The following is a 26,683-nucleotide window of genomic DNA, read 5'->3' as shown; positions in this document are numbered from 1 at the left end:
GCCCCTGCGGCGCCACCCGGCCGCAGGGGCTCGGCCCGTCTCCCCGGTGCCCGCGGGCCCACAATGGGCCCATGCCCGAAGGAGACAGCGTCTGGCGCGCCGCAGCCCGGCTGCACGCCGCCCTCGCCGGCCGCGAGCTGGCCGTCTGGGACATGCGCGTCCCGCGCCTGGCGACCACCGACCTGACCGGACGCACCACCCTGGAGGTCGTCCCCCGCGGCAAACACCTCCTCGCCCGCTTCGAGGGCGGCCTGACCCTCCACACCCACCTGCGCATGGACGGCGCCTGGCACGTCTTCCCCTCCGGCCGAAAATGGCGCGGCGGCCCCCTGTACGAGGTCCGCGCCGTCCTCGGCACCGCCGACCGCACGGCCGTCGGCTACCGCCTGCCCGTCGTGGAGCTGCTGCGCACCGCCGACGAGGACCGCGTCGTCGGGCACCTCGGCCCCGACCTCCTCGGCCCGGACTGGAACGCGGACCGGGCCGCCGCCAACCTGCTCGCCGCCCCGGAGCGGCCGCTCGGCGAGGCCCTGCTCGACCAGCGCAACCTGGCCGGCATCGGCAACGTGTACAAGTGCGAGCTGTGCTTCATGGCCGGGGCGACCCCCTGGACGCCGGTCGGCGCCCTGCCCGACGCGCCGAGGACCGCCGTCCGCATGGCCGCAGCGGCGCAGCGGCTGCTCGCCGCCAACACCGGCCCGGGCGAGGGCCGCAACACCACCGGCAGCCGCCGGCCGGGCCGCGCCCTGTTCGTCTACGGGCGCCTGGGCCTGCCCTGCCTGCGCTGCGGCACCCCCGTGCGCAGGGCCGACCAGGACGACCGCCCGACGTACTGGTGCCCCGGCTGCCAGTCCGGCCCGCACCCCGACTGATGTCCCGTCAGTCGCGGCCGTACGGTCCCGGTACGCCCTCCGCCGCATCGGGCCGCCCGCCCGCCGCGGCCCCGCCGCCGTCGGCCCGGCCCTTCCGCCGGCCGCGGTGCGGCGCGCAGTGGACCGGCAGTACGCCCAGCCCCCAGCCGCCCACGGCCACCGCGCCCTCCAGCGTCCCGGAGGCCTCCGGTTCCAGCACCAGCCGCAGCACCGCCCAGCACCAGAGCACGCCCGCCGCCAGCGCGAGGGGCACGGCCAACCGCCGCACGGCTGCCTCCCGGGTTCAGGCCGCGACCGGACGCGGCCCATCCTCCCGCACACCCTGCGCACCCGCACCCGAAACGGCGAGGAGCCCCGGCCGGTGCTCTCGCACCGGCCGGGGCTCCGGCCACGCTCTTGCCTTCACGGCACGCGCACTCGCGCTCAAGCGGCTACGACGTTCACCGCTTCCGCAGGCGCCTTGATGGTCACCCGCTCCGGCCCGCCCGCGACGGACGTCACGGAGACCGAGTTGAGCATCGGGCGTACCGGCACCGGTACGGGTTCGCTTGCCGCGGCCGACTGTGCCAGCTCGGCCAGCGACAGCTCGTCACTGACCTCGCGCATCAGCTCGGACATCCGTACGTCCAACGCGTCGCAGATCGCGGAGAGCAGTTCGGAGGACGCCTCCTTCTGCCCCCGCTCCACCTCGGAAAGATAGCCGAGAGAAACTCGGGCGGACGAGGAGACTTCGCGCAGAGTACGGCCCTGGCGCTGGCGCTGCCGACGCAGCACGTCACCCAGCAGGCGACGGAGCAGAATCATCGGTGGCTCCCTCCTCTGACCGTGTAGCCGCATCCTTCACGCCCCACCGTACCGCCTCGCGCCGCGGCCGTGCGGGGAGCGATGTCGTGTTCACTCAGGGCTGCAAACATCAAATCCCCCCGTTCTGTTCCGTATCCTGCCCCCGCACATTCTCGCGGAGTTCGCTCAAGAGGAGTTCGAGCACTGTGCGTGCACTCTCCCTACGGATTTCCTCCCGGGAGCCGTTCAACCTCAACGCGGCGCTTTTCTCGAACAGCGGTCCGGAAACGGCGACGAAAACCGTCCCCACCGGTTGCCCGTCCTGCGGGTCCGGGCCGGCGACGCCGGTGGTCGCGATCCCCCAAGAGGCGTCGAGCACGCGCCGCACGCCGGCCGCCATCTCGACCGCCACCTGCGGGTTCACCGCACCCTCGGCGGCCAGCAGGCCGGCGTCGACGCCGAGCACCCGCGCCTTCACGTCGGTCGCGTAGGCCGTGACCGATCCGCGGAACGACCGGGAAGCACCGGGTACGGACGTCAACGAGGCGGCGACCATGCCCCCCGTCAGCGACTCGGCGACGGCGAGGGTCTGGTCACCGTCCGCAAGCAGCCGGAGCGCCTCCGCGGCGATCTCCGCGGCCGTCCGCGCCGCGGGCGCCGGGTCCACCGCCGTCCGCGGGGCGCCTGCGCCCCTTGCGGAGCCCCCCACCGCGTCCGTCACCTCGCGGCCGCCTCCTCGGCTGCGGCCGCCCGCTCGGCCGCCAGGCCCCTGCGCCGGAGCACGACGGCCTGGCGGACGTAATCCAAACCGGTGACGACGGTCAGCACGACGGCCACCGCCATCACCCAGAACCGCATGGTGGCCAGCGCCCCGGTCAGCGCCAGGACGTACATGCCCACCGCGGTGCCCTGCGCCAGCGTCTTGAGCTTCCCGCCGCGGCTGGCCGGGATCACCCCGTAGCGGATCACCCAGAAGCGCATGAGGGTGATACCGAGCTCCCGCCCCAGGATCACCCCGGTCACCCACCAGGGCAGCTCTCCCAGCCAGGAGAGGCAGACCAGCGCCGACCCCATGATCGCCTTGTCGGCGATGGGGTCGGCGATCTTCCCGAAGTCCGTGACCAGGTTGTACGTACGGGCCAGGTGCCCGTCGAAGATGTCCGTGATCATGGCGACGGCGAACGCGGCCCAGGCCAGCGCACGCCACACCGGGTCGTACCCGCCGTCGGCGAGGAGCAGCAGCACGAATCCCGGCACCAGGACGAGCCGGATCATCGTCAGGATGTTGGCGATGTTCCACAGGCTGGCCTGGTTCACTGCCGCGGCCCCCAGCTTCGCGCCGGGAACGGGCCGGCGGCCGGTCCCGCCCGCCGCGGATGCCGGGACTCCGCTCATCCGGCCGCCTCCTCCAGCTCCAGGGGCTCGGCCACCAGGTCCACGCCCAGCGTGCCGACGACCTTGGCGGTCACCATGCGCCCGGGCACCAGGCCGGTGCTGTCGGTGAAGAGGACCTGGCCGTCGGTCTCGGGGGCCTGGTGCGCGGCGCGCCCGTAGGCGCCGTCGCCGTCCTCGTCGACCGCCTCGACGGATTCGACGAGTACCTCCAGGGTCTCCCCGATCCGCTCCTCCGCGCGCTGGGAGGTGAGCTCCTCGGCGAGGCGCTGCATGTGGGCGAGCCGCTCGGCGATGGTGTCCTCGTCGAGCTTGTTCTCGTAGCCGACGGCCTCGGTGCCCTCCTCGTCGGAGTAGCCGAAGACGCCGATGGCGTCGAGCCGCGCGTGCGTGAGGAAGCGCTCCAGCTCGGCGAAGTCGGCTTCGGTCTCGCCGGGGAAGCCGACGATGAAGTTGGAGCGGACGCCGGCCTGCGGCGCCTTGCCGCGGATGGTGTCCAGCAGCTCCAGGAAGCGGTCGGTGTCGCCGAAGCGGCGCATGGCGCGCAGCACGTCGGGCGCGGAGTGCTGGAAGGACAGGTCGAAGTAGGGGGCGACCTTCGGGGTGGAGGTCAGCACGTCGATCAGGCCGGGCCGCATCTCGGCGGGCTGCAGGTAGCTGACGCGGACGCGCTCGATGCCGTCGACGGCGGCGAGCTCGGGCAGCAGCGTCTCCAGCAGGCGGATGTCGCCGAGGTCCTTGCCGTACGAGGTGTTGTTCTCGGAGACCAGCATGACCTCCTTGACGCCCTGCTCCGCGAGCCAGCGCGTCTCGCCGAGCACGTCGGAGGGGCGGCGGGAGATGAAGGACCCGCGGAAGGACGGGATGGCGCAGAAGGAGCAGCGGCGGTCGCAGCCGGAGGCGAGCTTGACGGAGGCGACCGGGCTGGTGGCCAGGCGGCGACGCAGCGGGGCGCGCGGGCCGGAGGCGGGCGCGACGCCCTCGGGGAGGTCGGCGGGGGCCTGGACGGGCTCCTGGGCGTGCCCGGGGAGGGCGACGTCGGCGGCCTGCTGGCGCTCGGCGGGGCTGATCGGCAGCAGCTTGCGGCGGTCGCGCGGGGTGTGCGCCTCGACGCTGCCGCCGCTGAGGATCACCTGGAGGCGGTTGGAGATGTCGGCGTAGTCGTCGAAGCCGAGCACGCCGTCGGCCTCGGGGAGGGCTTCGGCGAGCTCCTTGCCGTAGCGCTCGGCCATGCAGCCGACGGCGACGACGGCCTGGGTGCGCCCGTGGTCCTTGAGGTCGTTGGCCTCGAGGAGGGCGTCCACGGAGTCCTTCTTCGCGGCTTCGACGAAGCCGCAGGTGTTGACGACGGCGACGTCCGCTTCGGCGGCGTCCTCGACGAGCTCCCAGCCATCCGCCGCCAAGCGGCCTGCGAGCTCCTCCGAGTCCACCTCGTTACGGGCGCAGCCAAGAGTGACAAGGGCGACGGTACGGCGTTCGGGCATGGACTCAAGACTACTTTGTCCGAACGGCGACCCCCGCCCCAAGGCCCGGCAAACCAAGATCCCCGGGGTGCCGTGCGACACCCCGGGGATCCGGAATTCCGTATTCCGTGCAGCTCAGCCCGCCTGGGCCGGTCCCTGGACGGGATCGTCCTTGGTGTATGTGAGACGTTCCACCTGGCCCGGCTGGAATTCGTCCTTGATCTCCTTGCCGTTCACGAACAGCGTGACGACACCGGCATCCCCGATCACGAGGTCGATGGATTCCTTGTCGGTGAAGGTCTTGGACTCGCCGATGTCCAGGGTTCCGTCGAAGAGCAGCCGGCCGCTGTGGTCCTTGGCGGAGATCCAGCTGTCGCCGTCGCTGGCGGTCAGGACAACCGTGACGAGGTCCTTGGGCGCGGCGGCGATGGCGCTGTCGGAGGGCTCCGGCTTCGGCGCCGCCGGGCTCTGCTGGGGCAGTGCCGGCTTGCCGGCGGGCTGCTTGGGCGCGGCCTTGGGGGCGGAGGAGCCCTCGGCCTGGGGCCGCTTCTCCCCGGCCCCGCCGCCGCCGAAGGCGGTGAAGCCGACGAAGCCGATCACGGCGACGATGGCGGCGACCATGGCGGCGGTCCAGTTGGGCCGCTGCCGCTCGGGGCGGATCCGCTCCGCGTCGAACATGGGCGCGGCCGGAGTCGGCGCCGGCCGGCCGCCGTGGGCCGCGTCGTACGCCTCGACCAGGGGGGCCGGGTCGAGTCCGACGGCGCGGGCGAGGGTGCGGATGTGGCCGCGGGCGTACACGTCGCCGCCGCACCGCGTGAAGTCGTCGGCCTCGATCGCGTGCACGATCGGGATGCGCACGCGCGTCGTGGAGCTGACCTCGTCGACGGTGAGCCCGGCGACGATGCGGGCTTTCTTCAGGGCCGTCCCGATGGACGGTCCTTCGGAAGTGCGTTCGGTGGGGCGGTCCTCGGACCGGTCGCCGGTCGAAGGACGCTCATCTTCGGGGGAGTTGGAGATGCCGATGGACACGAGGGCGCCTTTCGAGCGTGTAGCCACCTGCTGGATGTCCAGTCTAGGGGGGTGACGAAAGGGAGGAGCAACCGGAGGGGTGGACTCCGTACGCCATCCGAATGGCGTGCCGGGGCCCGTGCCGCTTCGGCGGCCGCCCGGACCCGCACGCGCACCGGGTACCGCACCGGACGGTGCCGCCACCCCCCTCAACTAGACGTGGGCCCAAGGGAAACGGTTGCCCGCGAAATCCGCCCGGCCCCGCCCCGCCGCGCCTACGGCGCCTCGCCTCGGATGACCGCGAGCACTCCGTCCAGTTCGTCCGCTTTCACCAGGACGTCGCGCGCCTTGGAGCCCTCGCTCGGCCCGACGATCCCCCGCGACTCCATCAGGTCCATCAGCCGGCCCGCCTTGGCGAAGCCCACGCGCAGCTTGCGCTGGAGCATCGACGTCGACCCGAACTGGGTGGAGACCACCAGCTCGGCCGCCTGGCAGAGCAGGTCCAGGTCGTCGCCGATCTCCTCGTCGATCTCCTTCTTCTGCTGCTGGCCGACCGTGACGTCGTCCCGGAAGACCGGCGCCATCTGGTCCTTGCAGTGCCGGACGACCTTGCCGACCTCCTCCTCGGTGGCGAAGGCGCCCTGGAGGCGGACCGGCTTGTTGGCGCCCATCGGCAGGAACAGCCCGTCGCCCTTGCCGATGAGCTTCTCGGCGCCCGGCTGGTCCAGGATGACCCGGCTGTCGGCGAGCGAGGAGGTGGCGAACGCGAGCCGCGAGGGCACGTTCGCCTTGATCAGGCCCGTCACCACGTCGACCGAGGGGCGCTGCGTGGCGAGCACCAGGTGGATGCCGGCCGCGCGGGCCAGCTGGGTGATGCGGACGATGGAGTCCTCCACGTCGCGCGGGGCGACCATCATCAGGTCGGCGAGCTCGTCGACGATCACCAGGAGGTACGGGTACGGGCTGAGCTCCCGCTCGCTGCCCGGCGGCAGCTGGATCTTGCCGTCGCGGATGGCCTGGTTGAAGTCGTCGATGTGCCGGTAGCCGAAGGCCGCCAGGTCGTCGTAGCGCAGGTCCATCTCGCGCACGACCCACTGGAGGGCCTCGGCGGCCCGCTTGGGGTTGGTGATGATCGGCGTGATCAGGTGCGGGATGCCCTCGTACGCCGTCAGCTCCACCCGCTTGGGGTCGATCAGCACCATGCGGACGTCCTCCGGCGTGGCCCGCACCATGATCGAGGTGATCAGGCAGTTGATGCAGGAGGACTTGCCGGAGCCCGTGGCGCCGGCGACCAGCACGTGCGGCATCTTCGCGAGGTTGGCCATGACGTAGCCGCCCTCGACGTCCTTGCCGAGCGCGACGAGCATCGGGTGGTCGTCCTCGGCGGCGTCCGCCAGGCGCAGCACGTCGCCCAGGTTGACCATCTCGCGGTCGGTGTTCGGGATCTCGATGCCGACGGCCGACTTGCCCGGGATCGGGCTGATGATCCGGACGTCGGGGCTTGCGACCGCGTACGCGATGTTCTTGGTCAGCGCGGTGATCCGCTCCACCTTGACGGCCGCGCCGAGGGTGACCTCGTAGCGGGTGACCGTCGGGCCGCGGGTGAAGCCGGTGACGTCAGCGTCGACCTTGAACTCGGAGAAGACGTTGCGCAGGGAGGCGACGACGGCGTCGTTCGCCGCGCTGCGCGTCTTGCCCGGCCCGCCCCGCTCCAGCAGGTCCAGCGAGGGCAGGGCGTAGGCGATGTCCCCGCGCAGCCGGAGCTGCTCCGCCCGGGGCGGCAGCGGCTGCGGCTCCGGCGGCGCCTTGGTCAGGTCGGGCACGGACAGCGTCCCCGACGCCGCGGCCGTGGTGTCGTGCGGCAGCCCGCCGGCCGGCTCCGCGGCGGCGCCGCGCGCACCGGCGGGCGCACCGGGCTTCGCGCCGGCGCGGGCCGGCGGCACCGGCGCCGTGGGCTCCGCGCCGTCCTGCCCGGGGGTGATGCCCTGGGTGAGGTCGGCGACCACCGGCGAAGGCGGCATCCCGCCGAGGACGACCCCGTCCAGGGCGGCAGCGGCGGCAGCGGCCACGTCGACGGCGTCCATCTCCCGCTCGACCGCGGGGTCGACCGGCGTGCGGCGCGGGCGGCGCCGGCGGGCGGCCAGGGCCTGCTCCTCGATGTCCACCGGGTCCGGGCCGGCGTCGGCCGGGCCGCCGCGGGCCCGCCACTGCTCGGGGTCGTGGCGGCCGCGCCGGGCGGCGGGGGACGGCCCGTACTCCTCGTCGTACTCGTTCGGGGCGATGACGCCGAGCCGGATCCCGAGCCGGCGCAGCCGCTCCGGGATGGCGTTGACGGGCGTCGCGGTGACGACGAGCAGCCCGAAGACCGTCAGGAGGACCAGCATCGGCACGGCCAGCGGGGCGCCCATGGTGAAGATCAGCGGCTTGGACGCGGCCCAGCCGATCAGGCCGCCCGCGTCCTGCATGGCGGTCGTGCCCTCGCCCCGGCCGGGCGCGCCGCAGGCGATGTGGACGAGGCCGAGGACGCCGACGGCCAGCGCGGACAGGCCGACGCCGATCCGGCCGTTGGCGTCGGGCTGGTCGGGATGGCGGATGAAGCGGACGGCCATGACGCCGAGGATGACCGGGACGAGCAGGTCGAGCCGGCCGAAGGCGCCGGTGACGAGCATCGTGACCAGCTCGCCGACCGGACCGCTCAGGTTCGACCAGGTCCCCGCGGCGACGATCAGCGCAAGGGCGAGCAGCAGCAGCGCGACGCCGTCCTTGCGGTGCGCCGGGTCGAGGTTCCTCGCGCCCTGCCCGATCCCGCGGAACACCGCGCCGACGGCGTGCGCGCAGCCCAGCCAGACGGCGCGCACCAGCCGCACCACTCCCCCGGTCGGGGAGGGGGCGGGCTTCGGCGCCGCCTTCTTGGCGGGGGCCCGCTTCGCGGGCGCCTTCCGCGCGGCCGCGCCGCGTGCGGGGGCCGCCTTCTTCGCCGGCGCCGTCGTACGGCCGGTGCGGCCCTTCGCGGTGCCCGCCGTGCTCTGGGAACCCTTGCCGGACGTACGTGAGGCCATGGGCCTGAGGTTACCGGTGTGCACGCCGGTGGACACGCGTGCCCACCCCTTCACCCTTTCGTGTCGCCCGCTAGAGCGTCGATTTGACGATCCGCCAGACCTTTCGCTCCCGCACGCCCACCCGCGGGCGGCGCCGGTCCGGACGGCGCCGGTCCGTTCAGTGCTGCGCGGGCATGACCTGCGCTCCCCCGCCCGACCCCGGCTCCAGCGCGTCCAGCGCCCGCCGCAGCCCGGTGAGCTTGCGCTCCAGGTGCGCCGCGGTCGCCACGACCGCCGGGTCGGCGGCCTCCTCGCCGAGCTGCTTCGTCAGCGCCTCGGCCTGCTCCTCCACCGCCGCGAGCCGCGCCGACAGCTCGGCGAGCAGCCCGGCGGTCTCCTTGCCCCCGTCGGCCGTGCCGCCGCCCTCCAGCTGGAGCCGCAGCAGCGCCGCCTGCTCCCGCAGCCGGCAGTTCTTCGTGTACAGCTCGACGAACACGGAGACCTTCGCCCGCAGCACCCACGGGTCGAACGGCTTGGAGATGTAGTCCACCGCGCCCGCCGCGTAGCCGCGGAAGGTGTGGTGCGGACCGTGGTTGATCGCGGTCAGGAAGATGATCGGGATGTCCCGGGTCCGCTCCCGCCGCTTGATGTGCGCGGCCGTCTCGAAGCCGTCCATGCCGGGCATCTGCACGTCCAGCAGGATGACCGCGAAATCGTCCGTGAGCAGCGCCTTGAGCGCTTCCTCCCCGGACGACGCCCTGACCAGGGTCTGATCGAGCGCGGAGAGGATGGCCTCCAGCGCCAGCAGATTCTCCGGCCGGTCGTCGACCAGGAGGATCTTGGCCTTCTGCACCATGCCCTGTCCTCCTCGCCCCGGCATGGGGCCTCCCCGGCTCCTGGCTCCGGCGCGCGCGCCGGGCCCCGCCCCAGAGGACGGCATCCTTGCGCCGCCCGTCCTTGTGCCGGTCATCGTAGCCCCAGTCCCGAGATCGCCACACCCTGTCACCAAGATGTCACTGTGCACGAAAGGGAAACGGGGCGGGGGGCCGCGGGGTTCCCGGCCGCCCCCTCCCTGCCGCTGTCATTCCCCGCGCATCCACTGCTCCATCACCGACAGCAGGTAGTCCGGGTCGACCGGCTTGGTGACGTAGTCGGACGCCCCGGAGTCGATGGCCTTCTCCTTGTCGCCCTTCATCGCCTTCGCGGTGAGCGCGATGATCGGCAGCCCGGCGAACTGCGGCATCCGCCGGATCGCCGCCGTCGTCGCGTACCCGTCCATCTCCGGCATCATGATGTCCATCAGCACGACCGCCACGTTGTCGTGCTGCTCCAGCACCTCGATGCCCTCCCGGCCGTTCTCCGCGTACAGCACCGCCAGCCCGTGCTGCTCCAGCACGCTGGTCAGTGCGAAGACGTTCCGGACGTCGTCGTCGACGATCAGCACCTTCTCCCCGTGGAAGTCGTACGCCGGCGCCGCCGCCGGCTCCGCCTGCGGCGCCGTCCAGCCCGCCTCCTCCGGCGCCGCCGCGCCCGGCCGGGCTGCGGGTGCCCCCGCCGTACGCGGCTCCGGCTCGCCGCCCAGCGCCTTGCGGCGGCGCCGGAACAGCGCCGCCCCGCCCTGGCCCTGCCCGCCGGGTGCGGCCGCCGGCGCGGCCGGCTGCGGCTGCGCGGCGGGCAGCGCCGGCGGGACGGCCGGCGCCGGCGCCTCCGGCGCCCCGCCCTCCGGCCGGCGGTGGGCCTCCGGCCGGCCGCCGGGCTGGGGGGAGGCGTACCCCTGGGGCGGCAGCTCGCTCGGGTGCAGCGGCAGGTACAGCGTGAAGGTGGAGCCGCGGCCGGGCTCGCTCGCGGCGTGGATCTCGCCGCCCAGCAGCCGGGCGATCTCCCGGCTGATCGACAGCCCGAGGCCCGTGCCGCCGTACTTCCGGCTCGTGGTCCCGTCCGCCTGCTTGAACGCCTCGAAGATCACCAGCATCTTGCTCGCCGCGATTCCGATGCCGGTGTCCGTCACCGAGAACGCGATCAGGTCCCCGTCCGCCTCGCGCAGCGAGCCCGCCTCCAGCAGCTGCTCCCTGATCGCCGGCGGCACGTCCGACCCCGCCGGGCGGATGACCAGCTCCACCGCCCCCGTGTCGGTGAACTTCACCGCGTTCGACAGCAGGTTCCGCAGCACCTGGAGGAGCCGCTGCTCGTCGGTGTGCAGGGTGGCGGGCAGCTCCGGGGAGACCCGTACCGAGAAGTCCAGGCCCTTCTCCGCGGTCAGCGGCCGGAAGGTCGCCTCCACGTAGTCGACGAGCTGCACCAGCGCGATCCGCGTCGGGGAGACGTCCATCTTGCCCGCCTCGACCTTCGACAGGTCGAGGATGTCGTTGATCAGCTGGAGCAGGTCCGAGCCCGCCCCGTGGATGGTCTCCGCGAACTCCACCTGCTTGGGCGACAGGTTCTCGTCCGCGTTGTCGGCCAGCAGCTTCGCCAGGATCAGCAGCGAGTTCAGCGGCGTCCGCAGCTCGTGGGACATGTTCGCCAGGAACTCCGACTTGTAGCGCATCGAGACCGCGAGCTGCTCGGCGCGCTCCTCGAGGACCTGCCGGGCCTCCTCGATCTCGGTGTTCTTCACCTCGATGTCCCGGTTCTGCTGCGCCAGCAGCTCCGCCTTCTCCTCCAGCTCCGCGTTGGCGGCCTGGAGCGCCTTCTGCCGGTTCTCCAGCTCGTCGGAGCGCTCGCGCAGCTGCTCCGTCATCTCCTGCGACTGCTTGAGCAGCATCTCCGTCTTGGAGTTGACGCTGATGGTGTTGACGCTCGTGCCGATCATCTCGGCGATCTGGCTCAGGAAGTCCTTCTGGATCTGCGTGAACGGCTGGAACGACGCCAGCTCGATCACGCCCAGCACCTTCCCCTCGAAGAGCACCGGCAGCACGATCACATGCGCCGGGGGCGCCTCCCCGAGCCCCGAGGAGATCTTCAGGTAGCCCGGCGGGGTGTTCTCGACGAGGATCGTCCGCTTCTCCTCCGCGACCGTCCCGATCAAGCCCTCCCCCGGCCGGAACGCCGTAGGCATCTGCCCGCCCGCGTACGCGTAGCTCCCGCGCATCCGCAGCTCGTACGAGCCGTCCGGGCCGCCCTCGGTGCCGATCTCGGTGGTCCCGCCGGCCGGCGTCGCGAGGAAGAACGCCCCGTGCTGCGCCGAGACCACCGGCGTCAGCTCGCTCATGATCAGCGAGGCGACGTCGTCCAGGTCGCGGCGGCCCTGCATGAGGGCCGAGATCCGGGCCAGGTTGCCCTTCAGCCAGTCCTGCTCCTTGTTCGCCAGCGTCGTGTCGCGCAGGTTGGCGATCATCGTGTTGATGTTGTCCTGGAGGACCTGGATCTCGCCCGCCGCATCGACGTCGATCTTCAGGTTGAGGTCGCCGCGCGTCACCGCCGTGGCGACGGCCGCGATCGCGCGGACCTGCCGGGTGAGGTTGCCGGCCATCTCGTTCACGGACTCGGTCAGGTCCCGCCACGTGCCGTCGACGTCCCGCACCCGGGCCTGGCCGCCGAGGATGCCCTCGGTGCCCACCTCGCGCGCCACGCGCGTCACCTGCTCGGCGAACGACGACAGCTGGTCGACCATCGTGTTGATCGTGTTCTTCAGCTCCAGGATCTCGCCCCGGGCGTCGATGTCGATCTTCTTGGTCATGTCGCCCTTGGCGATCGCCGTCGTGACCATGGCGATCTGGCGCACCTGCCCGGTCAGGTTCGACGCCATGAAGTTCACCGAGTCGGTGAGGTCCTTCCAGGTCCCCGACACCCCCGGGACGTGCGCCTGGCCGCCGAGGCGGCCCTCGGTGCCCACCTCGCGTGCCACGCGCGTGACCTCGTCGGCGAACGAGGACAGCGTCTTGACCATCGTGTTGACCGTGTCGGCGAGCTGCGCGACCTCGCCTCGCGCCTCCACCGTCACCTTCTTGGTCAGGTCGCCGTTGGCGACGGCCGCCGACACCTGGGAGATGTTGCGCACCTGGGAGGTCAGGTTGTTCGCCATCAGGTTGACGTTGTCGGTCAGGTCCTTCCAGATGCCCGTCACGCCGCGTACCCGGGCCTGGCCGCCGAGGATGCCCTCGGAGCCCACCTCGCGCGCCACCCGGGTCACCTGCTCCGCGAACGACGACAGCTGGTCCACCATCGTGTTGACGGTCGTCACCAGCTCCAGGATCTCGCCCTTGGCGTCGACCGTGATCTTCTTGGAGAGGTCGCCGGTCGCCACCGCCGTCGTCACCTCGGCGATGTTGCGCACCTGCGAGGTGAGGTTGTTCGCCATGAAGTTGACGGACTGCGTCAGGTCCTTCCAGGTGCCGGAGACGCCCTTCACCTCCGCCTGGCCGCCCAGGATCCCCTCGGTGCCCACCTCGCGGGCCACCCGGGTCACCTGCTCGGCGAAGTTCGACAGCTGGTCCACCATCGTGTTGAGGGTGTTCTTCAGCTCCAGGATCTCGCCCCGGGCGTCCACGTCGATCTTCTGCGACAGGTCGCCCCGCGCCACCGCCGTCGCGACCTGCGCGATGTTGCGGACCTGCGAGGTCAGGTTCCCGGCCATGCCGTTCACCGAGTCCGTGAGGTCCCGCCACACCCCGGCCACGCCCGGCACTTGCGCCTGGCCGCCGAGGCGGCCCTCCGTGCCCACGTCCCGGGCCACCCGGGTCACCTGCTCCGCGAAGGCCGACAGCTGGTCGACCATCGTGTTGATGGTGTTCTTCAGCTCCAGGATCTCGCCCCGGGCGTCCACGTCGATCTTCTGCGACAGGTCGCCCCGCGCCACCGCCGTCGTCACCTGGGCGATCTGGCGCACCTGGGAGGTGAGGTTCCCGGCCATGAAGTTGACCGAGTCGGTCAGCTCCTTCCAGGTGCCCGACACGCCCTCGACGCGGGCCTGCCCGCCGAGCCGGCCCTCCGTGCCCACGTCCCGCGCCATCCGCGTGACCTGGTCGGCGAAGCTGGAGAGCTGGTCCACCATCGTGTTCACGGTGTTCTTCAGCTGCAGCATCTCGCCGGAGACGTCGACGGTGACCTTCTGCGACAGGTCGCCGTTGGCCACGGCCGTGGTGACCTGCGCGATGTTGCGGACCTGACCGGTGAGGTTCCGGAAGGCGGTGTTCACCGAGTCGGTGAGGTCCTTCCACGTCCCCGCCGCGCCCGGCACCTGCGCCTGGCCGCCCAGCTCGCCCTCGACGCCGACCTCACGGGCCACCCGCGTCACTTCCGCGCCGAAGGACTGCAGCTGGTCCACCATCGTGTTGACGGTGTTCTTCAGCTCCAGCATCTCGCCGGCGACGTCGACGGTGACCTTCTGCGACAGGTCGCCGTTGGCCACGGCGGTCGTCACCTGGGCGATGTCGCGCACCTGCGTGGTGAGGTTGCGGAAGACCGTGTTCACCGAGTCGGTGAGGTCCTTCCACGTCCCCGCCGCGCCCGGCACCTGCGCCTGGCCGCCCAGCAGGCCCTTGGCCCCGACCTCGCTGGCGACGCGCGTGACCTCGTCCGCGAACGTCCGCAGCGTCTCGGTCATCTGATTGATCGTTTCGGCCAGCTGTGCGACCTCGCCGCGCGCGCTGACCCGCACCTTCTGCGACAGGTCGCCGTTCGCGACGGCCGTCGTGACCTGCGCGATCCCCCGCACCTGGGCCGTCAGGTTGCCCGCCATCGTGTTGACGGAGTCGGTGAGGTCCTTCCACACGCCCGCGACACCGGGGACCTGCGCCTGCCCGCCGAGCTCGCCCTCCGTGCCGACCTCGCGGGCGACCCGCGTCACCTCCGAGGAGAACGACGACAGCTGGTCCACCATCGTGTTGACGGTGTTCTTCAGCTGGAGCATCTCGCCGGCCACGTGCACCGTGACCTTGCGCGACAGGTCGCCCTTCGCCACCGCCGTCGTCACCAGCGCGATGTCACGCACCTGGGCGGTGAGCCGGTACGCCATCGTGTTGACGGAATCGGTCAGGTCCTTCCACGAACCCGACATTCCGCGCACCTGGGCCTGCCCGCCGAGCTTGCCCTCGGTACCCACCTCCAGCGCCACCCGCGTCACCTCGTCGGTGAACGCCGACAGCTGGTCGACCAGGTTGTTGACCGTCCGCCCGACCTTGAGGAACTCCCCGCGCAGCGGGTGCCCCGCCCCGTCCGCCGTCTGCGTCCGCAGGTCCATCCGCTGGTCCAGGTCGCCCTCGGCGACCGCCGACAGCACCCGCCCGACCTCGGACACCGGCCGCGCCAGATCGTCGACGAGCTGGTTGGACGCGTCGATCGCGGCCGCCCAGGAGCCCTCGCAGGCACCGACTTCCAGCCGTTCGCTCAGCTTGCCCTCGCGCCCGACCGTGCGCCGGACCCGGGACAGCTCCCCGGTGAGGTGCAGGTTGCGGTCGGCGACCTCGTTGTAGACGGCGGCGATCTCCGCCATCACCCCGTCGCCGGACACCGTCAGCCGCTTGCGGAAGTTCCCGTCCCGCATCGACACCAGGGCCGTGAGCAGCCGGTTCAGGGCGGCGGTATCCACCTCGGTCGTCCCGCTCCGGCGCGACCTGCCACCCTTCGCGCGCGTTCCCGTACGCCGCACCGCTGCGCCAGACTCCACCGTGTCCCTCCCGAAAGGGTCGACCGCACATCCACCGGCACACGGCGTGTCGCGCCGTGCAAACCGATCCTGCCCAGTGTTTCACCCTGGCCGAACCCGGCGATAACACTTCGGCACCATCGCACACCGGCCGCCCTGCCGGGTGGAATCCCCGGTGACGGCCCATGCCGCCCGGGAAGGTAAGTAACCTGGCACCGATGTACCGCGTCGAAGGAGACTTGTGATCACGGCTCGGGCGGCTGCCAGCTTCGACCCCCAGGGGCGCTCGGTCGCCTCCGCCCGCCTGTTCGTCCGCGACACCCTACAAGGATGGGGCTTCGCGGACATCGTCGACGACGCCGTCGTCCTCACCAGCGAACTCGTCACGAACGCCGTCGTCCACGCCGGCACCAGCGCCGAGGTCCTGTGCCTGCGCACCGAGGACGGCGTCCGCGTCGAGGTCGCCGACCGCTATCCGGAGCGGGAGCTGCCGCTGCGGCACCCGGGCGACCGCCCGTACGCCGACCCGGACCGCGAGAACGGCCGCGGCCTGATGCTCTGCGCCGCGCTCGCCACCCGCTGGGGCGTCGAGTACACCGCCACCCACAAGCACGTGTGGTTCCGCCTGGACCTCCCTGACCGCCCCGTCGGCACCCGCTCCGCGGGCCCGGTCGTCCCCGACCGGATGCTGCCGCTCGCCGACAGCCGGGTCCGCGTCGCCGTCCTCCAGGTCGACTCCGACGACCGCGTCTCCGCCTGGAACGAGGACGCCGAGCACGTCTTCGGCCATCCCGCCTCCAAGGCCATCGGCCGCCCCCTCGCCGAGCTCGCCGCCTGGCCGCAGACGCCGGGCACCGGCACCGGTATCGCCGAGGCGCTGCGCCTGTCCCGCTGGGAGGGCAGCTACGGCATCCGCGGCGCCGACGGCCGGGTCATCCCGGTCTACGGCTCCCATCTGCGGGTCCGCGACGCGCACGGCGACCCGTCGATCGTCTGCCTCCTCGTCCACGACGACGAGCGCGCTCTGCTCCAGACGCCGGTGCGCGCGCCCGCCGCGGACGGCGGCCAGCTCGCCGAGGCGCGCCCGGCGGACCCCTTCGAGGTGTTCATCGGCTCGCCCGCCCCCGACGACCTCGACGGCCTGCTCCAGCGCACCGTGGAGCGCGCCCGCGACATGCTCGACGCGGACGCCGCGTTCCTGCTGCTCGCCACGGACGACGAGACGGAGCTGGAGGTCCGCGCGACCACCGGCCTCCCCTCGACCCGCCAGCGCTTTGCCCGGGTCCCCGTCGAGGCGGGCGCCAGCCGGTACGGCTCGGCCCGCATGCCCGCGGTCCACGAGGACCTGGCGGCGGTCCCGGGCGCGGTCCCTCTGCTGGACGGGACGGGCATGCGCTCGGTGGTCACGGTCCCGCTGAAGGTGGAGGGCCGGCTGACGGGCTCCCTCGGCGTGGCCGCGGAGAACCCGGGCCGCTACTCGAACGCGGAGGCGCTGCGGTTGCAGTTCGCCGCGGACCGGATCGCGCTGGCGGTGGAGTCGGCCCGCCTGGGCGAGCTGGAGCGGCTGCGCCGGGGCTCGCTCTCGTTCCTCGTCGAGGCCTCGGACCTGCTCGCGGGCACCCTGGACCGGGACCAGACGCTGGCGCTGATGGCGCAGATGACCGTCCCGACGCTGGCCACGTGGTGCGCCGTGTACACGATCGCGGACCAGTCCTCGGATCCGTACCTGTCGTATGTGCTCCACGAGGACGAGGAGCGCATCGACGGCCTGAAGGCCCTGCTGTCGCGGGTGAGCCCGCCGGAGCCGGTCCGGGAGGCCGGCGCCCGCACGTGGCGGGAGGCGGCCACCGCGGTCGGCGGGGAGACGGTGGTGCTGCCGCTGCTGGCCCGCAACCGCGTCATCGGCATGCTCACGCTCGGCAAGCCGTCCGGGGAGCACTTCCGGCAGGAGATCCTGGAGCTCGCCGACGACCTGTCGCGCCGGGCGGCCCTGGCTCTGGACAATGCCCGCCTGTACTCGGAGCGCACGGCGATCAGCCGCTCGCTGCAGCGCAGCCTGCTCCCGCCGGGTTCGCCCGCGATCCCCGGCATGGAGGTGGAGGTCATCTACCGGGCGGCCGGCGAGGGCAACGAGGTGGGCGGCGACTTCTACGACGTCTTCCCGATCCGCGACGGCGCATACGGCTTCGCCATCGGCGACGTGTGCGGTACGGGCCCGGAGGCGGCGGCGGTGACGGGTCTGGCCCGCCACGCCCTGCGCCTGCTGGCCCGTGAGGGCCTGGGCGGGCCGGCGGTGTTGGAGCGCCTGAACGCGGCGATCCTCGACGAGGGCGCCCGCAGCCGCTTCCTCACCCTCCTGTACGGGGAACTGCATCCGCGGGAGGACGGCAGCGCCCTGATGAAGGTGGTGTGTGCCGGGCATCCGCTGCCGCTGCGCCTGCGCCCGGACGGCGAGGTGGTGCCGGCGGCGGAGCCGCAGCCGCTGCTGGGTGTCATGGACGATCTGGAGCTGTACGAGGAGACGGTGACGCTGGAGCCGGGCGACGTCCTGCTGTGCGTCACAGACGGGGTCACGGAGCGCCGCGAGGGCAGCCGCATGCTCGGCGACGACGGCCTCACGGAAGTCCTGACGACTTGTACGGGCCTGACGGCGGGCGCGGTGGCCGCCCGGATCCTTCGCGCGGTGGAGCGTTTCGCGGCGGAGCCGGCGTCGGACGACATGGCGATCCTGGCTTTCCGCGTCCCGCAGCCGCGGACGGGCGACTGACTTTTCCGGTGCGGGCTCCGGGCCCCCGCGCGGGGCCCGGAGCAGCTGTGCCCCCTGCCTGGCGGGAAAACAAAAAAGGCCCCCGCCGATGGCGGGGGCCTTTCTGCTGGAGCCCTTTAACGGAATCGAACCGTTGACCTTCTCCTTACCATGGAGACGCTCTACCGACTGAGCTAAAAGGGCGGGTTGTTCGGCGGCGTCCTACTCTCCCACAGGGTCCCCCCTGCAGTACCATCGGCGCTGAAAGGCTTAGCTTCCGGGTTCGGAATGTAACCGGGCGTTTCCCTAACGCTATGACCACCGAAACACTATGAAGTTGAACTCAAGCCTTGCCGGGCATGGCGAGTTCGTTGCTTCAGAACTAACACAGTGGACGCGAGCAACTGAGGACAAGCCCTCGGCCTATTAGTACCAGTCAGCTCCACCCGTTACCGGGCTTCCACATCTGGCCTATCAACCCAGTCGTCTACTGGGAGCCTTACCCTCTCAAGGAGGTGGGAATACTCATCTTGAAGCAGGCTTCCCGCTTAGATGCTTTCAGCGGTTATCCCTCCCGAACGTAGCCAACCAGCCATGCCCTTGGCAGGACAACTGGCACACCAGAGGTTCGTCCGTCCCGGTCCTCTCGTACTAGGGACAGCCCTTCTCAATATTCCTACGCGCACAGCGGATAGGGACCGAACTGTCTCACGACGTTCTAAACCCAGCTCGCGTACCGCTTTAATGGGCGAACAGCCCAACCCTTGGGACCGACTCCAGCCCCAGGATGCGACGAGCCGACATCGAGGTGCCAAACCATCCCGTCGATATGGACTCTTGGGGAAGATCAGCCTGTTATCCCCGGGGTACCTTTTATCCGTTGAGCGACGGCGCTTCCACAAGCCACCGCCGGATCACTAGTCCCGACTTTCGTCCCTGCTCGACCCGTCGGTCTCACAGTCAAGCTCCCTTGTGCACTTACACTCAACACCTGATTGCCAACCAGGCTGAGGGAACCTTTGGGCGCCTCCGTTACCCTTTGGGAGGCAACCGCCCCAGTTAAACTACCCATCAGACACTGTCCCTGATCCGGATCACGGACCGAGGTTAGACATCCAGCACGACCAGAGTGGTATTTCAACGACGACTCCACAACCACTGGCGTGGCCGCTTCACAGTCTCCCACCTATCCTACACAAGCCGAACCGAACACCAATATCAAACTGTAGTAAAGGTCCCGGGGTCTTTCCGTCCTGCTGCGCGAAACGAGCATCTTTACTCGTAGTGCAATTTCACCGGGCCTATGGTTGAGACAGTCGAGAAGTCGTTACGCCATTCGTGCAGGTCGGAACTTACCCGACAAGGAATTTCGCTACCTTAGGATGGTTATAGTTACCACCGCCGTTTACTGGCGCTTAAGTTCTCAGCTTCGCCCCACCGAAATGGAGCTAACCGGTCCCCTTAACGTTCCAGCACCGGGCAGGCGTCAGTCCGTATACATCGCCTTACGGCTTCGCACGGACCTGTGTTTTTAGTAAACAGTCGCTTCTCGCTGGTCTCTGCGGCCACCCCCAGCTCAAGGTGCAAGACCTATCACCAGGAATGGCCCCCCTTCTCCCGAAGTTACGGGGGCATTTTGCCGAGTTCCTTAACCATAGTTCACCCGAACGCCTCGGTATTCTCTACCTGACCACCTGAGTCGGTTTAGGGTACGGGCCGCCATGAAACTCGCTAGAGGCTTTTCTCGACAGCATAGGATCATCCACTTCGCCACAATCGGCTCGGCATCAGGTCTCAACCTTGTATGAGGGACGGATTTGCCTACCCCTCGGCCTACACCCTTACCCCGGGACAACCACCGCCCGGGCTGGACTACCTTCCTGCGTCACCCCATCGCTTACCTACTACAAGTCCGGTTCGTCGGCTCCACCACTTCCCTTCACCCGAAGGATCCAGGACGGCTTCACGGACTTAGCATCGCTCGCCTCGATATTGGGCGTTTCAAAGCGGGTACCGGAATATCAACCGGTTGTCCATCGACTACGCCTGTCGGCCTCGCCTTAGGTCCCGACTTACCCTGGGCAGATCAGCTTGACCCAGGAACCCTTAGTCAATCGGCGCACACGTTTCTCACGTGTGTATCGCTACTCATGCCTGCATTCTCACTCGTGAACCGTCCACAACTCGCTTCCGCGGCTGCTTCACCCGGCACACGACGCTCCCCTACCCATCACAGCCTCCGTTGGGAGTATTGCTGCAATGACACGACTTCGGCGGTACGCTTGAGCCCCGCTACATTGTCGGCGCGGAATCACTTGACCAGTGAGCTATTACGCACTCTTTCAAGGGTGGCTGCTTCTAAGCCAACCTCCTGGTTGTCTCTGCGACTCCACATCCTTTCCCACTTAGCGTACGCTTAGGGGCCTTAGTCGATGCTCTGGGCTGTTTCCCTCTCGACCATGGAGCTTATCCCCCACAGTCTCACTGCCGCGCTCTCACTTACCGGCATTCGGAGTTTGGCTAAGGTCAGTAACCCGGTAGGGCCCATCGCCTATCCAGTGCTCTACCTCCGGCAAGAAACACACGACGCTGCACCTAAATGCATTTCGGGGAGAACCAGCTATCACGGAGTTTGATTGGCCTTTCACCCCTAACCACAGGTCATCCCCCAGGTTTTCAACCCTGGTGGGTTCGGTCCTCCACGAAGTCTTACCTCCGCTTCAACCTGCCCATGGCTAGATCACTCCGCTTCGGGTCTAGAGCGTGCAACTCAAACGCCCTGTTCGGACTCGCTTTCGCTACGGCTTCCCCACACGGGTTAACCTCGCTACACACCGCTAACTCGCAGGCTCATTCTTCAAAAGGCACGCAGTCACGAGGATCCGAAGATCCCGACGCTCCCACGGCTTGTAGGCACACGGTTTCAGGTACTATTTCACTCCGCTCCCGCGGTACTTTTCACCATTCCCTCACGGTACTATCCGCTATCGGTCACCAGGGAATATTTAGGCTTAGCGGGTGGTCCCGCCAGATTCACACGGGATTTCTCGGGCCCCGTGCTACTTGGGAGATGAGCAAGCAAGCCGCTGATGTTTCGTCTACGGGGGTCTTACCCTCTACGCCGGACCTTTCGCATGTCCTTCGACTACACCAACGGTTTCTGACTCGCCTCACAGCCGGCAGACTGTGAAAGCTCATTCCCACAACCCCGCATGCGCAACCCCTGCCGGGTATCACACGCATACGGTTTGGCCTCATCCGGTTTCGCTCGCCACTACTCCCGGAATCACGGTTGTTTTCTCTTCCTGAGGGTACTGAGATGTTTCACTTCCCCTCGTTCCCTCCACACTGCCTATGTGTTCAGCAGCGGGTGACAGCCCATGACGACTGCCGGGTTTCCCCATTCGGACACCCCCGGATCAAAGCTCAGTTGGCAGCTCCCCGGGGCCTATCGCGGCCTCTCACGTCCTTCATCGGTTCCTGGTGCCAAGGCATCCACCGTGCGCCCTTAAAAACTTGGCCACAGATGCTCGCGTCCACTGTGTAGTTCTCAAACAACGACCAGCCACCCATCACCCCACCAGACAAGCTGGCGAGTTCACTGGGGCCGGCACTGAAGACCAGCCAGACGGCCGTGCCTTCAGGACCCAACAACGTGCCCGACACGATCCGCCCTCCGTGTCCTCTTTCCACGCCGAAGCAGTACTCGAAGACCATCAGGTCAAACCGTGCCGAATAATCAACGTTCCACCCATGAGCTGACCGTGCAGAACGTTTGCCTGCAATCGGTACTGTGCTCCTTAGAAAGGAGGTGATCCAGCCGCACCTTCCGGTACGGCTACCTTGTTACGACTTCGTCCCAATCGCCAGTCCCACCTTCGACGGCTCCCTCCACAAGGGTTGGGCCACCGGCTTCGGGTGTTACCGACTTTCGTGACGTGACGGGCGGTGTGTACAAGGCCCGGGAACGTATTCACCGCAGCAATGCTGATCTGCGATTACTAGCGACTCCGACTTCATGGGGTCGAGTTGCAGACCCCAATCCGAACTGAGACCGGCTTTTTGAGATTCGCTCCACCTCACGGTATCGCAGCTCATTGTACCGGCCATTGTAGCACGTGTGCAGCCCAAGACATAAGGGGCATGATGACTTGACGTCGTCCCCACCTTCCTCCGAGTTGACCCCGGCGGTCTCCTGTGAGTCCCCATCACCCCGAAGGGCATGCTGGCAACACAGGACAAGGGTTGCGCTCGTTGCGGGACTTAACCCAACATCTCACGACACGAGCTGACGACAGCCATGCACCACCTGTATACCGACCACAAGGGGGCACCCATCTCTGGATGTTTCCGGTATATGTCAAGCCTTGGTAAGGTTCTTCGCGTTGCGTCGAATTAAGCCACATGCTCCGCCGCTTGTGCGGGCCCCCGTCAATTCCTTTGAGTTTTAGCCTTGCGGCCGTACTCCCCAGGCGGGGAACTTAATGCGTTAGCTGCGGCACCGACGACGTGGAATGTCGCCAACACCTAGTTCCCAACGTTTACGGCGTGGACTACCAGGGTATCTAATCCTGTTCGCTCCCCACGCTTTCGCTCCTCAGCGTCAGTAATGGCCCAGAGATCCGCCTTCGCCACCGGTGTTCCTCCTGATATCTGCGCATTTCACCGCTACACCAGGAATTCCGATCTCCCCTACCACACTCTAGCCAGCCCGTATCGAATGCAGACCCGAGGTTAAGCCTCGGGCTTTCACATCCGACGTGACTGGCCGCCTACGAGCTCTTTACGCCCAATAATTCCGGACAACGCTTGCGCCCTACGTATTACCGCGGCTGCTGGCACGTAGTTAGCCGGCGCTTCTTCTGCAGGTACCGTCACTTTCGCTTCTTCCCTGCTGAAAGAGGTTTACAACCCGAAGGCCGTCATCCCTCACGCGGCGTCGCTGCATCAGGCTTTCGCCCATTGTGCAATATTCCCCACTGCTGCCTCCCGTAGGAGTCTGGGCCGTGTCTCAGTCCCAGTGTGGCCGGTCGCCCTCTCAGGCCGGCTACCCGTCGTCGCCTTGGTAGGCCATTACCCCACCAACAAGCTGATAGGCCGCGGGCTCATCCTTCACCGCCGGAGCTTTCCACCGCGGAAGATGCCTTCCGCAGTCGTATCCGGTATTAGACCCCGTTTCCAGGGCTTGTCCCAGAGTGAAGGGCAGATTGCCCACGTGTTACTCACCCGTTCGCCACTAATCCCCTCCCGAAGGAGGTTCATCGTTCGACTTGCATGTGTTAAGCACGCCGCCAGCGTTCGTCCTGAGCCAGGATCAAACTCTCCATGAATGTTTACCGGTCATCCGGTGCACACACACGTAGAGCGGGCCAGTCATGGTCGGAATAAGACCGACTGACCACTGCGTCCTCGCTGTGTTGTTGCCTGCAAGCACTTCCGGAGAAGTCTCACAGGTCTTTTTCAAAGGAACCTCATCCACCGAAGTGGACGGGGTATCAACTTCTGGCGTTGATTTTTGGCACGCTGTTGAGTTCTCAAGGAACGGACGCTTCCTTCGTACTCACCCGCAGTAACGCTTACTGGGGCTTTCCTCCGGGCTTTCGTTCTTCTTTCTTGCGTTTCCGACTCTATCAGAGTCTTTCGCGCTCCGCTTTCCGGGGTTTTCGCTTTCGCGATTTCCCTTTCCGGCGGTTCCAACCTTACCAGATCAATTCCGCGCCGTTTTCCGGATCGGATTCGAATTCGGTGGCCGCTGGAGAGCCTTTCCCTTTCGGGCGGGTCAGACTTTATCAGGTTTCCCCGGTGCTGATTCCCACCCGCCCGCGTACCCGTCCGGGCACATGTATGTGCCGCGGTTCGGTGCGGGGTGGAGCCGTAAACGTACTGGAGCGGGGCCCCCGATGCAAATCGGTTGCCCCGCTCCGGTGATTGTGCTGGTCCGGGCGTCAGACCTCGACGACGACCGGGAGGATCATCGGCCGGCGGCGGTAGCCGTCCGAGACCCACTTGCCGACCGTGCGGCGGATGAGCTGCTGGATCTGGTGCGGCTCGGCGACGCCGTCGGCGGCGGCGCGCGCGATGGCCTCCTCGATCTTCGGGAGCACCGCGGTGAACGCGGAGTCCTCGATGCCGGAGCCGCGGGCCTGGATGTTCGGGCCGCTCACGACCTTGCCCGTGGTGCTGTCCACCACGACGTACACCGAGATGATGCCCTCTTCGCCGAGGATGCGGCGGTCCTTGAGGGAGGTCTCCGTGACGTCGCCGACCGAGAGGCCGTCCACGTACACGTAGCCCGCCTGGACCTTGCCGGAGATCCGGGCCTTGCCGTCGACCAGGTCGACGACCACGCCGTCCTCGGCGATGACGATGCGGTCCTTCGGGACGCCCGTCATCGCGCCGAGCTCGGCGTTGGCGCGCAGGTGGCGCCACTCGCCGTGGACCGGCATGAGGTTCTTCGGCTTGCAGATGTTGTAGAAGTACAGCAGCTCGCCGGCGGAGGCGTGGCCCGAGACGTGCACCTTGGCGTTGCCCTTGTGCACGACGTTGGCGCCCCAGCGGGTCAGGCCGTTGATCACGCGGTAGACCGCGTTCTCGTTGCCGGGGATCAGGGACGACGCGAGGATCACCGTGTCGCCGGGGACGATCCGGATCTGGTGGTCGCGGTTCGCCATGCGGGACAGGGCCGCCATCGGCTCGCCCTGCGAGCCCGTACAGACGAGCACGACCTCGTCGTCCGGCAGGTCGTCCAGCGTCTTGACGTCCACGACGAGGCCCTGCGGGATGCGCAGGTAGCCCAGGTCGCGGGCGATGCCCATGTTGCGGACCATCGAGCGGCCCACGAACGCGACGCGGCGGCCGTACTCGTGCGCCGCGTCCAGGACCTGCTGGATGCGGTGGACGTGGCTCGCGAAGCTCGCCACGATGATCCGCCGCTGTGCGCCCGCGAAGACGCCGCGGATCACGTTCGAGATGTCGCGCTCCGGCGGGACGAAGCCCGGGACCTCGGCGTTCGTCGAGTCCGACAGGAGGAGGTCGATGCCCTCCTCGCTCAGCCGCGCGAACGCGTGCAGGTCGGTCAGCCGGTTGTCCATGGGGAGCTGGTCCATCTTGAAGTCGCCGGTGGCGACGACCAGGCCAGCGGGCGTGCGGATGGCGACGGCCAGCGCGTCCGGGATGGAGTGGTTCACCGCGATGAACTCGCAGTCGAAGACGCCCAGGTTCTCCCGGTCCCCCTCCTTCACCTCAAGGGTGTAGGGACGGATGCGGTGCTCCTGGAGCTTCGCCTCGATCAGCGCGAGCGTCAGCTTCGAACCGATCAGCGGGATGTCCGGCTTCTCCCGCAGGAGGTAGGGCACCGCGCCGATGTGGTCCTCGTGGCCGTGCGTGAGGACGATGCCCTCGATGTCGTCCAGGCGGTCCCGGATGGACGAGAAGTCCGGCAGGATCAGGTCGATGCCCGGCTGCTCCTCCTCGGGGAAGAGCACGCCGCAGTCGACGATCAGCAGTCGGCCGTCGAACTCGAAGACGGTCATGTTGCGGCCGATCTCGCCGAGGCCGCCCAGCGGGGTGACGCGCAGGCCGCCCTGGGGAAGCTTCGGCGGCGGGCCGAGCTCGGGGTGCGGATGGCTCAAAAGTCTCTCCTCACCACGCACGCCACGGGCCGTCTCGTCAGGCGCGTGGCGGGCATGTCAGTCGTGCAAGCGTGCACGTGCATGTGTCTGTGTCTGTGTCTGTTCTCGGTCTTGCTATTCAGTTGTGAAGTCCGTTGTCAGAGCTGTACCCCGCCGGCGGCAAGATCGATCTTGAGCCGGGCCGTCTCCTCCGCGGTCAGCTCGACCAGCGGGAGCCGCAGCGGGCCGGCCGGCAGTCCCCGGAGGTTCAGCGCGCCCTTGGTGGTGATCACACCCTGGGTGCGGAACATGCCGGTGTAGACGGGGAGCAGCTTCTGGTGGATCTCGGTCGCCTTCTGGACGTCGCCCGCGGTGTGGGCCTCCAGCATGGCCCGCAGCTCGGGGGCGACGACGTGGCCGACTACGGAGACGAAGCCGGCGGCGCCCACGGAGAGCAGCGGCAGGTTCAGCATGTCGTCGCCGGAGTACCAGGCGAGGCCGCTGCGGGCGATGGCCCAGCTGGCTGCGGCCAGGTCTCCCTTGGCGTCCTTGTTGGCGACGATGCGGGGGTGCTCGGCCAGGCGCACCAGGGTCTCGGTGTCGATGGGGACGCCGGTGCGGCCGGGGATGTCGTAGAGCATCACCGGGAGGCCGGTGGCGTCGGCGATGGCCGTGAAGTGCCGGTAGAGGCCCTCCTGCGGCGGCTTGTTGTAGTAGGGGGTCACGGCCAGCAGGCCGTGGGCTCCGGTGCGCTCGGCCTGGCGGGCGAGCTCCAGGGTGTGGCGGGTGTCGTTGGTGCCGATGCCGGCGACGACGTGGGCCCGGTCTCCGACGGCCTCCAGGACGGCTCGTACGAGGTCGTTTTTCTCCGCATCGGTGGTGGTCGGGGACTCGCCGGTGGTCCCGTTGACGACGAGGCCGTCGTTGCCTGCGTCCACCAGGTGGACGGCGAGCTGCTGCGCGCCGTCGAGGTCGAGTGCGCCATCGGCCGTGAACGGCGTGATCATGGCGGTGAGGACCCGCCCGAAGGGGGTCTGCGGAGTCGAGATCGGAGCCATGGGTAACACGCTACTCGCTGCCATGGTCGCGGTGTCCCCTCGGGGGACGTGAAGGGTCGCGCGCCTCCCGGCGGCGGCCGGGAGGTGCGTGGAGGAGCCCGGCACTGCCTGCTCGGGGGTTCAAGCAGTG

The 26,683-nt window shown here is 68.9% G+C and carries 13 protein-coding genes, 1 tRNA gene and 3 rRNA genes; 2 read left to right on the top strand and 15 right to left on the bottom strand.

Annotated features, from left to right (window positions below; translation table 11 throughout):
- Positions 1-71: 71 nt before the first annotated feature.
- Entirely contained in the window at positions 72-872 is an 801-nt protein-coding gene (locus C0216_RS07320; RefSeq protein WP_114054469.1) for a DNA-formamidopyrimidine glycosylase family protein, read from the top strand.
- Between the two features lie 7 nt (positions 873-879).
- Here C0216_RS07320 and C0216_RS07315 read toward each other — a convergent pair whose 3' ends face one another.
- From C0216_RS07315 to C0216_RS07275, 9 genes are all read right to left on the bottom strand, one after another.
- Complete coding sequence (locus C0216_RS07315) at positions 880-1,140, bottom strand: hypothetical protein (RefSeq protein ID WP_114054468.1); 261 nt, start codon at positions 1,138-1,140, stop codon at positions 880-882.
- A gap of 155 nt (positions 1,141-1,295) precedes the next feature.
- The gene (locus C0216_RS07310; protein WP_114054467.1) at positions 1,296-1,676 is read right to left on the bottom strand and encodes a helix-turn-helix domain-containing protein; all 381 of its coding nucleotides are present in this window, start codon (positions 1,674-1,676) and stop codon (positions 1,296-1,298) included.
- Between the two features lie 109 nt (positions 1,677-1,785).
- A complete protein-coding gene (locus C0216_RS07305) occupies positions 1,786-2,322 on the bottom strand; it encodes a CinA family protein (protein WP_428985482.1) in 537 nt (178 codons plus the stop codon).
- A 50-nt stretch (positions 2,323-2,372) separates the two neighbouring features.
- The gene (gene pgsA, locus C0216_RS07300; protein WP_114054466.1) at positions 2,373-3,050 is read right to left on the bottom strand and encodes a CDP-diacylglycerol--glycerol-3-phosphate 3-phosphatidyltransferase; all 678 of its coding nucleotides are present in this window, start codon (positions 3,048-3,050) and stop codon (positions 2,373-2,375) included.
- Positions 3,047-4,531 carry a 30S ribosomal protein S12 methylthiotransferase RimO gene (rimO, locus tag C0216_RS07295; protein ID WP_114054465.1) on the bottom strand — a complete coding sequence of 495 codons (1,485 nt, stop codon included), beginning with the start codon at positions 4,529-4,531 and terminating at the stop codon, positions 3,047-3,049. The genes pgsA and rimO overlap by 4 nt, the downstream gene beginning before the upstream one ends.
- 114 nt (positions 4,532-4,645) lie before the next feature.
- Entirely contained in the window at positions 4,646-5,539 is an 894-nt protein-coding gene (locus tag C0216_RS07290; RefSeq protein ID WP_114054464.1) for a helix-turn-helix domain-containing protein, read from the bottom strand.
- A 254-nt stretch (positions 5,540-5,793) separates the two neighbouring features.
- A complete protein-coding gene (locus tag C0216_RS07285; protein ID WP_114054463.1) occupies positions 5,794-8,577 on the bottom strand; it encodes an FtsK/SpoIIIE family DNA translocase in 2,784 nt (927 codons plus the stop codon).
- A 157-nt stretch (positions 8,578-8,734) separates the two neighbouring features.
- Complete coding sequence (locus tag C0216_RS07280; protein ID WP_114054462.1) at positions 8,735-9,412, bottom strand: response regulator; 678 nt, start codon at positions 9,410-9,412, stop codon at positions 8,735-8,737.
- A 225-nt stretch (positions 9,413-9,637) separates the two neighbouring features.
- Entirely contained in the window at positions 9,638-15,160 is a 5,523-nt protein-coding gene (locus tag C0216_RS07275) for a hybrid sensor histidine kinase/response regulator (protein WP_114054461.1), read from the bottom strand.
- A gap of 220 nt (positions 15,161-15,380) precedes the next feature.
- Between C0216_RS07275 and C0216_RS07270 the strand changes: the two genes are divergently transcribed.
- Entirely contained in the window at positions 15,381-17,906 is a 2,526-nt protein-coding gene (locus tag C0216_RS07270; protein WP_114054460.1) for a SpoIIE family protein phosphatase, read from the top strand.
- Positions 17,907-18,013: 107 nt separating this feature from the next.
- Here C0216_RS07270 and C0216_RS07265 read toward each other — a convergent pair.
- The 6 genes from C0216_RS07265 to dapA form a co-directional block, all read right to left on the bottom strand.
- Positions 18,014-18,089, bottom strand: a tRNA-Thr gene (locus C0216_RS07265).
- A gap of 5 nt (positions 18,090-18,094) precedes the next feature.
- Positions 18,095-18,211, bottom strand: a 5S ribosomal RNA gene (rrf, locus tag C0216_RS07260).
- Between the two features lie 80 nt (positions 18,212-18,291).
- Positions 18,292-21,407 (bottom strand): 23S ribosomal RNA (locus C0216_RS07255).
- Between the two features lie 282 nt (positions 21,408-21,689).
- Positions 21,690-23,215 (bottom strand): 16S ribosomal RNA (locus C0216_RS07250).
- Together the 16S, 23S and 5S rRNA genes with 1 tRNA gene alongside form the textbook arrangement of a ribosomal RNA operon.
- Positions 23,216-23,830: 615 nt before the next feature.
- Positions 23,831-25,516, bottom strand: coding sequence for a ribonuclease J (locus C0216_RS07245; RefSeq protein ID WP_114054459.1), 1,686 nt, complete (start codon positions 25,514-25,516; stop codon positions 23,831-23,833).
- 137 nt (positions 25,517-25,653) lie between these two features.
- Positions 25,654-26,553, bottom strand: coding sequence for a 4-hydroxy-tetrahydrodipicolinate synthase (dapA, locus tag C0216_RS07240; protein WP_114054458.1), 900 nt, complete (start codon positions 26,551-26,553; stop codon positions 25,654-25,656).
- Positions 26,554-26,683: the final 130 nt, after the last annotated feature.

Source organism: Streptomyces globosus (genome assembly GCF_003325375.1).
Lineage (GTDB): Bacteria > Actinomycetota > Actinomycetes > Streptomycetales > Streptomycetaceae > Streptomyces > Streptomyces globosus_A.
This window is presented reverse-complemented; position numbering and strand designations above follow the sequence as displayed.

Excerpts from the sequence above, each read along its gene's own strand:
- C0216_RS07285 (WP_114054463.1), bottom strand. The coding sequence starts at position 8,577 with ATGGCCTCACGTACGTCCGGCAAGGGTTCCCAGAGCACGGCGGGCACC.
- C0216_RS07280 (WP_114054462.1), bottom strand. The coding sequence starts at position 9,412 with ATGGTGCAGAAGGCCAAGATCCTCCTGGTCGACGACCGGCCGGAGAAT.
- C0216_RS07320 (WP_114054469.1), top strand. The coding sequence starts at position 72 with ATGCCCGAAGGAGACAGCGTCTGGCGCGCCGCAGCCCGGCTGCACGCC.
- pgsA (WP_114054466.1), bottom strand. The coding sequence starts at position 3,050 with ATGAGCGGAGTCCCGGCATCCGCGGCGGGCGGGACCGGCCGCCGGCCC.
- C0216_RS07310 (WP_114054467.1), bottom strand. The coding sequence starts at position 1,676 with ATGATTCTGCTCCGTCGCCTGCTGGGTGACGTGCTGCGTCGGCAGCGC.
- rimO (WP_114054465.1), bottom strand. The coding sequence starts at position 4,531 with ATGCCCGAACGCCGTACCGTCGCCCTTGTCACTCTTGGCTGCGCCCGT.
- dapA (WP_114054458.1), bottom strand. The coding sequence starts at position 26,553 with ATGGCTCCGATCTCGACTCCGCAGACCCCCTTCGGGCGGGTCCTCACC.